This is a genomic window from Alienimonas chondri (assembly GCF_013036045.1).
GTDB lineage: Bacteria > Planctomycetota > Planctomycetia > Planctomycetales > Planctomycetaceae > Alienimonas > Alienimonas chondri.
The window spans coordinates 1-8,735 of the sequence record NZ_WTPX01000179.1 but is presented as its reverse complement, the minus strand read 5'-3'; the positions used below and the strand labels follow the sequence as shown (position 1 = coordinate 8,735).

General features: G+C 68.5%; 11 protein-coding genes and 1 tRNA gene. 11 read left to right on the top strand and 1 reads right to left on the bottom strand.

From position 1 onward, the window contains the following. The 11 genes from LzC2_RS18770 to LzC2_RS18720 all read left to right on the top strand — a co-directional run. A partial coding sequence (locus LzC2_RS18770) for a motility protein A (protein ID WP_246255170.1) occupies positions 1-791 on the top strand: 791 nt, incomplete at its 5' end. Between the two features lie 51 nt (positions 792-842). Further along, the gene (locus LzC2_RS18765; RefSeq protein ID WP_171189563.1) at positions 843-1,544 is read left to right on the top strand and encodes an OmpA/MotB family protein; all 702 of its coding nucleotides are present in this window, start codon (positions 843-845) and stop codon (positions 1,542-1,544) included. A gap of 109 nt (positions 1,545-1,653) precedes the next feature. After that, positions 1,654-2,169: a hypothetical protein gene (locus LzC2_RS18760; protein WP_171189562.1), complete on the top strand. Its 516-nt coding sequence runs from the start codon at positions 1,654-1,656 to the stop codon at positions 2,167-2,169. Positions 2,170-2,200: 31 nt separating this feature from the next. Beyond that, a complete protein-coding gene (fliN, locus tag LzC2_RS21725) occupies positions 2,201-2,938 on the top strand; it encodes a flagellar motor switch protein FliN (RefSeq protein ID WP_206678795.1) in 738 nt (245 codons plus the stop codon). Between the two features lie 54 nt (positions 2,939-2,992). Continuing rightward, entirely contained in the window at positions 2,993-3,703 is a 711-nt protein-coding gene (locus tag LzC2_RS22915) for a flagellar biosynthetic protein FliO (RefSeq protein WP_171189561.1), read from the top strand. After that, positions 3,700-4,692 carry a flagellar type III secretion system pore protein FliP gene (fliP, locus tag LzC2_RS18745; RefSeq protein ID WP_171189560.1) on the top strand — a complete coding sequence of 331 codons (993 nt, stop codon included), beginning with the start codon at positions 3,700-3,702 and terminating at the stop codon, positions 4,690-4,692. The genes LzC2_RS22915 and fliP overlap by 4 nt, the downstream gene beginning before the upstream one ends. 107 nt (positions 4,693-4,799) lie before the next feature. Continuing rightward, positions 4,800-5,072 (top strand): flagellar biosynthetic protein FliQ, encoded by a 273-nt coding sequence (locus tag LzC2_RS18740; RefSeq protein ID WP_171189559.1) that lies wholly within the window; start codon positions 4,800-4,802, stop codon positions 5,070-5,072. A gap of 7 nt (positions 5,073-5,079) precedes the next feature. Then, entirely contained in the window at positions 5,080-6,072 is a 993-nt protein-coding gene (locus tag LzC2_RS18735) for a flagellar biosynthetic protein FliR (RefSeq protein WP_171189558.1), read from the top strand. 37 nt (positions 6,073-6,109) lie between these two features. Then, on the top strand, positions 6,110-7,174 hold the full coding sequence (locus tag LzC2_RS18730; RefSeq protein ID WP_171189557.1) for an EscU/YscU/HrcU family type III secretion system export apparatus switch protein: 1,065 nt from the start codon (positions 6,110-6,112) through the stop codon (positions 7,172-7,174). Between the two features lie 143 nt (positions 7,175-7,317). Continuing rightward, a tRNA-Pro gene (locus LzC2_RS18725) sits at positions 7,318-7,391 on the top strand. A 160-nt stretch (positions 7,392-7,551) separates the two neighbouring features. Continuing rightward, the gene (locus LzC2_RS18720; protein ID WP_171189556.1) at positions 7,552-7,881 is read left to right on the top strand and encodes a hypothetical protein; all 330 of its coding nucleotides are present in this window, start codon (positions 7,552-7,554) and stop codon (positions 7,879-7,881) included. A 622-nt stretch (positions 7,882-8,503) separates the two neighbouring features. Here LzC2_RS18720 and LzC2_RS18715 read toward each other — a convergent pair. Further along, on the bottom strand, positions 8,504-8,735 hold a 232-nt coding region (locus tag LzC2_RS18715), incomplete at its 5' end, for a hypothetical protein (RefSeq protein ID WP_171189555.1).

Here is an 8,735-nt window from a genome sequence, read left to right as displayed (position 1 = left end):
TCCCCCCACCCTCCCTCGACCGCATGGACATCGCGACCGCTGCCGGACTGTTCCTCGGGGCTGCGCTGCTGCTGATCTCCATCCTGATCGCTCCCGGGTCGAGCCTCGCCGCGTTCGTGGACGTTCCCAGCGGGCTGGTCGTGGTCGGCGGAGCGATCGCGGCGTGCGGCATCGCCTTCCCCCTCGGCACGCTGCTGAAGACGCCGAAGGTCACGATGAAGTTGTTCTTCCCGAAAGTCCCCGAATTGAAGCCGACGATCGAACAGCTCGTCCGCTTCGCGGAGGTCGCTCGTCGGGACGGGATTCTCGCGTTGGAGAACAATATTGAGGAGGTGGACGACCCATTTATCAAAATGGGCATTCAGATGGCCGTGGACGGTACGGACGGCGAATTGATCGAAGCGGTGTTGCGTGGGGAGATTCAGGCGGTCTCGTCGCGGCACAAAACCGGTAAAGGATTGATGGAGACGTTGGGACGCTATGCGCCGGCGTTCGGAATGATCGGTACGTTGATGGGGCTGATCATCATGCTGGGGAATATGGACGACCCGGAAGCGATCGGCCCGGGTATGGCGGTCGCGTTGATTACGACGTTATACGGCGCCATCGTCAGCAACCTGTTCTGCCTGCCGTTCGCGGACAAACTGGGGTTCTACAGCAAGCGGGAGATGGAAGTTCGCGAGATCGTCGTTCGCGGGGTGCTGAGCATTCAGGAAGGCGACAACCCTCGCGTGCTTGAACAAAAGCTGACCACGATGCTTCCCGCCGCGGAGCGGGCGCTTGCGCTTTGATCGCGAGCTTCGGTTCGCTGATTCGCCGGAATAAAAACAGGGCTCTCAATTATGGAAGGCGACGACGACGCTCCGCCCGGCGTGCCGGAATGGGTGGTGACCTACGGCGATATGATGAGCCTGCTGCTGACCTTTTTTATCATGCTGGTGAGCATGAGCGAGCTTAAGGAGGAAGGCAAAGTTCGGGCGATTTTAGAAGTCTTTCAGCAGCGCTTCGGCCCGACCGAATCGCTGGCGGCCGCGCCGGGGTCCTCCCCGATGGATCGGAACGATCAGAAAACGGCGACCGCGTCCGGCCGGCAGCGTCAGTCCGGGACCAGCCGAGAGACGGCAGACGGTCGCGATCAAGTCGGCGCCTTCGACGGCGCCGCAGAGTCGCCGCTGGATCGAGCACCCGCGCTGGCCGGACCGGCGGCGTTCGGCCGATTCGAGGCGCAGCTCGGTTCGGGAATGAAGCGGACGCTCGATGCGCTCGCGAAGGCCGTGGCGCGAGCCGGCGGGGAGGTGATCGTGCGTGGACATGCCTCGCCCGAGCCGCCCCCGGCGGACTCGCCGTTCCCGGACGCGTGGGCGTTGTCCCGGGCGAGAGCGGAATCGGTCGCGGAGGCGCTGGCTGAACGGGGAATCGCTCGGAGTCGACTGCGCATTGAAGCGGCCGGCTCCACCGAGCCGCCCGCCCTCGCCGCCCGGGCGGCGTTCGGCGGCGCCGTCCGCGACTGGGATCGTGTTGACGTGTTTGTGGGAGAGAACTAGCGTCCGCGAGTCCGCCGCATGATGCGGCGGGGCCGACTGCCGCGCGAGGTCGTTTCGACGCCCGCGACGCCGCACGGCTCATGTTGCACGCCCCGGTCGGGAGGACCGCATGGCGGACGCCCCCGCCGAACCTGAAGCCGACGCCGACGCCGCGAAGAAGCCGCCCAGCAAACTGGGCGGGGTCGCGAAGATCGCCGGCCTCGTGCTGACCGTCATGCTGGTCGAAGCCGGCGTGCTGTACGTCCTGCTGGCTCCGACCGAGGCCGTCGCGACCGAGGAACTGCCCGACGCGAACACCGAAGAGTTGGCGGAGGTGGAGATCGATACCTTCTCCACCACAAACGCCAGGGCGATCCCCGGCCGTCTGGTTCACCTGACGTTTCGCCTCACCGCGATCGTCCCGTCGGACCGATCCGGCGACGTGGGAGAATCGGTCAGCGGCAGCTTCAAAGCGAGAATCCGCCAAGCCGTGATGGAAGTCGCGCGAGCCGCGACGAGCGACGACTTGGACGACCCCCGCTTGCGGGGGTTCAAAGGCGATCTGGCCGATGCCGTGAACACGGTGCTGCGGGAGGACGTCGTCCGCACCGCGGTGGTCAGCGAGTTCAAAGCCCTCGAACAATAGACGCCGGTCTTCGCGACCGGGCGACGCCTCCTTGGCAGCCTCCGACGCTTCCCCCGCCGATGCCGATCCGGTCGAAGATACGGCCGACGCCCCGGCGCCGCGCGCCGGCGAGACGGGGGAAACGCTGCCTTCGGACGACATCGAGGCGCTTCTCGCCGCCGCCGCCGCCGGTTCCGTCGAGATGCCGCCGGAGGACGACGAAGGAACCGTCCCCGATCCGATCGACGGAAGCGTCCGACCAGCCGCCGAGGCGGCGGAGTCGCCGCTCGTCGGTCAAGCGGCCGGTGGAGGGTCGCCCGACGAGCCGATCGAACCGCACGATACCGCGCACGGACAGCCCGGCCCGGCCACGTCGATCCCGGTCGGCGGCCAGGTCGAAAAACTCCTTGAAGAGGTCGAGGCGGAGGTTCGCCGCGGCCGTCGGCCGGTACTCGCCGCCGGGGAGAACCCGCCGGACGCGCTGGGGCGGACGTCCCCGTTGGAACTCGAACGCTTCGCCGAGGGCGGTCCCCTCGGCGACGCCGGCTCGTCGGGACTCGGCACGCTGGACGACGTCGAACTCGATCTGCGAATCGAGTTGGGGCGGGCGGAGATGTCCCTGGAGGACGTCGTCGGTCTGCGGGACGGTTCCGTGGTGACGCTGGACAAACTGGCGGGCGACCCCGTGGACATCCTCGTCAACGGTCGACTCGTCGCACGGGGCGAGGTTCTCGTGCTGAACGACAACTTCTGCGTCCGCGTGGCAGAGATCCTCGCTCCCGACCGCTAAGCCGTTCGTCCGCCGCTTCACCCCCTCCGCTTCCCCAAGTCGTTCATCGCTCCCGTGTCTCGTTCGCTGCTCGCCGCCGTCCTGCTGTCGCTCGTCGTCGGGACGGCGGAGGGGCGGCAGCGACCGACGACGGCAGTTCCGGCGCTGCCGAGCGCCAGCGAGGCGGAACTGTCGACCGGATCGGGATTCTCCGCCGAAACGCCCTCCACGGGCGGCCGAGCGCCGTTGAAGATCGGCGGCGGCGGTGTGCGAGTCGGCGATGCCGCGGACGCCCCGCGAGACGCACGCGGCTCGTCCGTCTGGGGCGTGCTGGGCGCGCTGGCTCTCACGCTGGGGCTGTTCGCCGCCTTGGCGAAGTGGTTCGCCGGATCGCGTGCGACCGGCTCGGCCGTCGGCGGCGGCGCCTGCGAGGTGCTCGCCCGGGTGAAGTTGGAACCGCGAGCCTCGATGCACGTGGTGCGGATCGGCGGGCGGGTGATTCTCGTCGGCAGCGCAGCCGACGGGCTGACGGCCCTGGGAGAGATCAACGACCCCGTGGAAGCCGAGGCGCTCGCCGCCTCCTGCCGCGTGAGCAAGCCGAATCCGCTGTCCCGCGTCGCCGGTCGAAACGCCGGCCGGGAGTCGTTCCGCACCCTGTTCGGTCGAGCGGCCGCCGCCGAGACCGCGACGCCGGAGGTCGCCGAACGGGAACCGCGAGAGCCGGACGTCTCGGACGCCGAACGCCGGCTCGCCGCCCGCCTTCGCCCCGCCGGGGCGACGCGATGAGCGACGCCGTTCGCCCTGCCCGCCGCTCACTGAACCGGTTATTGCTGGCCGCCGTCGCGCTTGGCTTCGCGTGTCTGGCGGGGCCGGCGATTGCGCAGGGGGTGGTGCGGCAGAACCCGGCTCCGACCGATCCCGGATCGCTGTTCACCCCGACGACGACCGCCGAGTCCATCGGCTTCCCGCCGTCGGTCGTGCCGGCCGCCGCGTGGTCGATCGACGCCGGTCCCTCCCCGGCGACCCCCGACGCGACGACCGCCCCGGGATCGGGGCCGCTGACATTGCCGTCGGCGCTCGATCCGGAGGAGGCGCTCTCGCCCGGCGGGCTGACGAACACGTTGAAGATCCTCGGGCTGCTCACGGTCCTGAGCCTCGCCCCGTCGATTCTGCTGATGACGACCTGCTTCGTGCGGTTCGTGATCGTGATCGGCCTGCTGAAACAGGCGATCGGAACCCAGCAGATGCCGCCGAATCAGGTCGTGGTGTCGCTCTGTCTGTTCCTGACCGTCGCCGTGATGGGGCCGGTCTGGGGGCAGTGCTACGAGCAGGGCATTCGTCCCTACACGGACCCGGCGCCCGGCGAGGTTCCGCCCACGCTCGATGAAGCGTTTGAGCGAACCGCCGCGCCGCTGCGGGCCTTTATGGCCGACCAGATCGAACGCACCGGGAACGGCTCCGCGGTGCGGCTGTTCCTCGATTACCGCCGCTCGCCCGGCGACAGCGATCCCGAGACCTACGACGAGGTGCCGCTCGGCGTGCTGATCCCGGCGTACATGCTGAGCGAACTCAAAACCGCGTTCGTGATCGGGTTCCAGATCTACCTGCCGTTCCTTGTGATCGACCTGGTCGTCAGCGCCGTGCTGATCTCGATGGGCATGATGATGCTGCCCCCGGTCCTGATCAGCCTGCCCTTCAAACTGTTGCTGTTCGTGCTGGTGGACGGGTGGTTCCTGACGGTCGGCATGCTGATGGAAGGCGTCCGGCCCTTGTGACGGAGCGCGGGAAGAAATGCGCGCGGAAGCGGGGTGGGAGCGTGCGCGGCGGATGAACTATGTCCCCTGCTCCGCCTCACGGCCTCCTTCGCTCCTCGCCGCCTCGCATGTCGCCCGACGTCGCCGCCGATCTCAGTCGCGAGGCGCTGCTCACGGCGCTGCTGCTCGGCCTGCCGGTGCTGGCCGCCGCGGCGGGCATCGGTTTGCTAGTGAGTCTCTTTCAGGCGGTCACGCAGCTTCAGGATCAGACGCTGTCCTTCGTCCCCAAGATCGCGGCGATGGCCGGCGTGACGCTGTTGGCCCTGCCGTGGATGATCCAGTTGGCCTGCGACTACACGACGGATCTGTTTCAGAACATCGGCCCGAACCTCGGAAACTAGCCCCGCGGTGCCGTTCGACCTCCCGGAGTTCGCCCTCGGCGAAACCGACTTCACGCACCCGCTGATCGCGTGGGGAACGGCTCGGTTCGTGGCCTTCCTGCTGGTGTTCTGCCGGGTCGCCGGGCTGATGACCGTGGGACCGGTGTTCGGCACGCCGGTCGTCCCGCCGAACGTCCGCGTGCTGCTGGCCCTCGCCACGGCCCTCGTGATCACGCCCGCCCTGTCCGGCCGATCTGCGGAGACCTTCCACGGGCTCGATCGCGACGGCGACGATCGGCTGGTCGCGGACGAACTGCCGGGACCGGTTCTCGATTCCCTCGCATCACGTGGCCAGTCGGTTCCTCCCGGAGGCATGTCGATGGCGGATTTCGCATCCCCTGCCCCGTTGCCCCGCACGCCGGCCTCGCTGGCCCGCATGTCGCTCGGTGAGTTCTCGATCGGTTTTGCATTGGGCTTGGGCGTACTTTCTGTGCTGGCCGGGCTTCGACTGGCGGGCGAACTGATCGATCAGCAGATCGGGACGGCGCTGGGCGAGGTATTCAATCCGATGCTGGGCGGATCGGCGTCCACCGCCGGCCAGCTGCTCGGAATGCTGGGGACGGCCGTGTTGCTCACGCTGCCGGGGGTGGACGGACATCTGCGGCTGTTCGGCACGCTGCTGGATACGTTTCGCACGATGCCGCCCGGCGCCGGTTGGGTGTCCGGCGAGGCGTGGCGGACGCTCGCGGAACTCGCCGGCGCCGGGATGGGTCTGGGCCTGCGGGTGGCGGCGCCGACGCTGGCGGTGATGTCCCTGATGAGCCTGACCGTCGGCTTCTTGGGCCGGACGGTGCCGCAGATCAACGTGTTGTCGGTCGGCTTCCCGACGCGGGCTGCGGCGGGGCTGTTCGTGCTCGCCCTCACGCTCTCCCCCGCGACCGACGTTCTCGCTGAGGTGCTGTCGGCCTCGCTGACCGCGCTGCACGAAACGCTGGTCGGTCTGCCCGACGTCCGCGCCTGATCCCTCCTCTAAACAACGCTAAAACGAGGGGGCCCCAGTGGGAGACGACCAGGAGAAGACGGAGGAGCCCACGGAGCAGAAGCGCCGGGAGGCCCGGGAACAGGGCCAGATCGCCAAGAGCGCCGACGTAACCGCCGCCGCCGTATTGGGCGCCGCCGCGGCGCTGTTGTGGATCGGGGGGATCGGTCTGTCGGAGGATCTGGGGGGACTCATCGATGTCTCCATTCGAAAAATTTCTCCGACGTTCACCGCGTCCGATGCGACCGAGCGGGCCGCCGCGATCACGAGCCTGTTGACGATGACGTTGCTGCCGGGGCTGGCCGGGTTGGCGTTAGCCTCGGCGGCGGGGCTGCTCGGGCAGTTCGGCGTGTTGATCTCCCCGCAGGCGCTGGCGCCGAAGTGGTCGCGGGTGAATCCGATCAGCGGGTTCGGGCGGCTATTTTCGATGCGGGCCGTCGCGCGGCTCGGCGGCGGCGTCGCCAAACTGCTGGTGCTGACGGGCGTCTCCGGATTGGTGGTGAGCGCCTGGATGCCGGACCTGATCGGGCTGGTCGCCGCCGGCCCGTCGGCGATGTTGGGACGCATTCACTACGCGATCTCCGCCTTGGCCGCGTGGTTGGCGGGGGCGTTGGCGTTGCTGGCGCTCAGCGATTACCTGTTTCAGCGTTGGCAGCACGAGCGGGATCTGAAGATGACCAAGCAGCAGATCCGGGACGAGATGAAGAACCAGGACGGCGACCCGACCGTGAAAGGACGTCGGCGGGAAGCCCACCGCAAGCTCGCCGCGGCCCGCGACCTCAGCCACGTCGCCGACGCCGACGTCGTGCTGACCAACCCGACGCACTTCTCGATCGCCCTGAAATACGACGACCACATGCCGGCGCCGAAGGTGGTCGCGAAAGGGGCGGACGAAGTCGCGTTTCGGATTCGGGAACTGGCCAAGCAACACAAGGTGCCGATTCTCGAACGCCCCGCCCTCGCCCGTCAGTTGTGGCGCGAGGTGGACGTCGGGAAAACCGTCCCGCCGGACCTGTACGGGGCGTTGGCGGAGGTGATGGCGTTCGTCTATCGCCTGACCGGCAAGGCCGCCCCGAAGCTGTAAGCGGGCGCTCGAGGAGGCCGCCGTTCGACGCGAACCGGCGCGTCTTGCGCGGTGTCGGGCGGTCGGGCTTGTCGAACCGGGAACGCGGTGCGATGATCCCGCCCCGCGACGGACGCCGGCACCGGCGTTCGCCACGACGACCTCGGGATGTGGCGCAGCCTGGTAGCGCGCTTGACTGGGGGTCAAGAGGTCGCAGGTTCGAATCCTGTCATCCCGACTCGCCCCGCTGACCCTGTCAGCGGGGCGTTTTCATCTAGCCAGCCAGAGCCGAACGCGAATCTACGCGTACCCCGGGACGGTCCCGGGTGCGGCCGGAACAGCCGCCCGTTTTTGTCACGACTGACAATAACGGGCGTGTCACCTTCCGGTCCCGCCCGATGTCCCGCACACGGGTTCCGAACCTCACCCTGCACAAGCCGACCAGTCAGGCTCGCGTCCACCTGATTCGCCGGCAGTTTTACCTCGGCAAGTACGGCACCTCAGCCGCCGATGAGACGTACCGGCGGCTGGTCGCAGAGTACCTCCGCACCGGCGAGGTTCCGGCGGAGGTTCGTCCGGACCCAGCGAAAGTTGCCGACGTCGCCCCCGCCGCGGCCTTCGGCCCCCTGAAGCTCAAGGCTTACCGGGACCAACTCGTCCGCTACGGCCTCTCCCGTCATGGCTTCAATGACTCAGGTCTTGGATTCAAAGAAGGGTCGAGCGGGTGAAGAGGATGTTCAGGTGGGCCGTCTCCGAGGAGTTGATCGGCCCGAAAGTCTACCAGGCTCTTGCGGCGGTCACGGGGCTGCAGAAAGGGCGTACGAAGGTGTGGAAGGCCGATCGGTCGGCAACCACGGCCCTCCAGGCCCGCACTTATACGAACGCCTGCGGCAAACGGATTGGACGCGGGCGGGTACCCCGCCAAAGGCCGCGGCGGGCTGCCCTGCACGGAGTAGCAGGTTCGGGCGCTGCACGCGTTCAGCCGGCGGGTCGGGGCGAACCTCGCCGCCGAACTTCGTCGGCTCGGCGTCACGATCGCGGAGGGGTTCTCCCGTCGGCAGGCGAGCGAGGCGATCGTCCGCTTCAAGGAACGGGCTCCTGCCTGACGCCAGGCGCCCGGTGTTCCTGCCCCGCCTGGAGACGGGCGGGGCGGGATTCTTCCTTGAGCACGCGGCTCGCATCGTCCGCCAAACTCTGCGCGCAACGCTCGGGATCGCGATATGTGGGACGCCCCCCACGATCGGTTTATTGTCGATGAAGAGGATCGGATCGACCCTTGGCCTGCCGCTTCGTAAACATCCTCGCGGTCTCCGAAAGCCGTTGCGGTCAATTGAATGCCGGGGCGGTTGCCTACCGCAGCGTCCCGGGGCTGGATTCGAGGGAACGTGCGGCGGACCGCCAGAGTTCGCCGGCCCGCCGGCGGAGCGCCGCGCCGACCGGTTCGGTCGGGACGGCGAACTCCACCGTCGCCAAGGAGCCGACCCGCGGGGGGGCGTTCGGGGTCGCCGGCAACCGGAGACGCACCCGCGTGCGCGGCGTCTCCAGCCGGACCCCCGTGTCGCCGTTCGGCCCGGCGCCCGTC

Coding starts and splice junctions, on each gene's coding strand:
- LzC2_RS18765 (WP_171189563.1), top strand. CDS start 843: ATGGAAGGCGACGACGACGCTCCGCCCGGCGTGCCGGAATGGGTGGTG.
- LzC2_RS18760 (WP_171189562.1), top strand. CDS start 1,654: ATGGCGGACGCCCCCGCCGAACCTGAAGCCGACGCCGACGCCGCGAAG.
- fliP (WP_171189560.1), top strand. CDS start 3,700: ATGAGCGACGCCGTTCGCCCTGCCCGCCGCTCACTGAACCGGTTATTG.
- LzC2_RS18720 (WP_171189556.1), top strand. CDS start 7,552: ATGTCCCGCACACGGGTTCCGAACCTCACCCTGCACAAGCCGACCAGT.
- LzC2_RS18740 (WP_171189559.1), top strand. CDS start 4,800: ATGTCGCCCGACGTCGCCGCCGATCTCAGTCGCGAGGCGCTGCTCACG.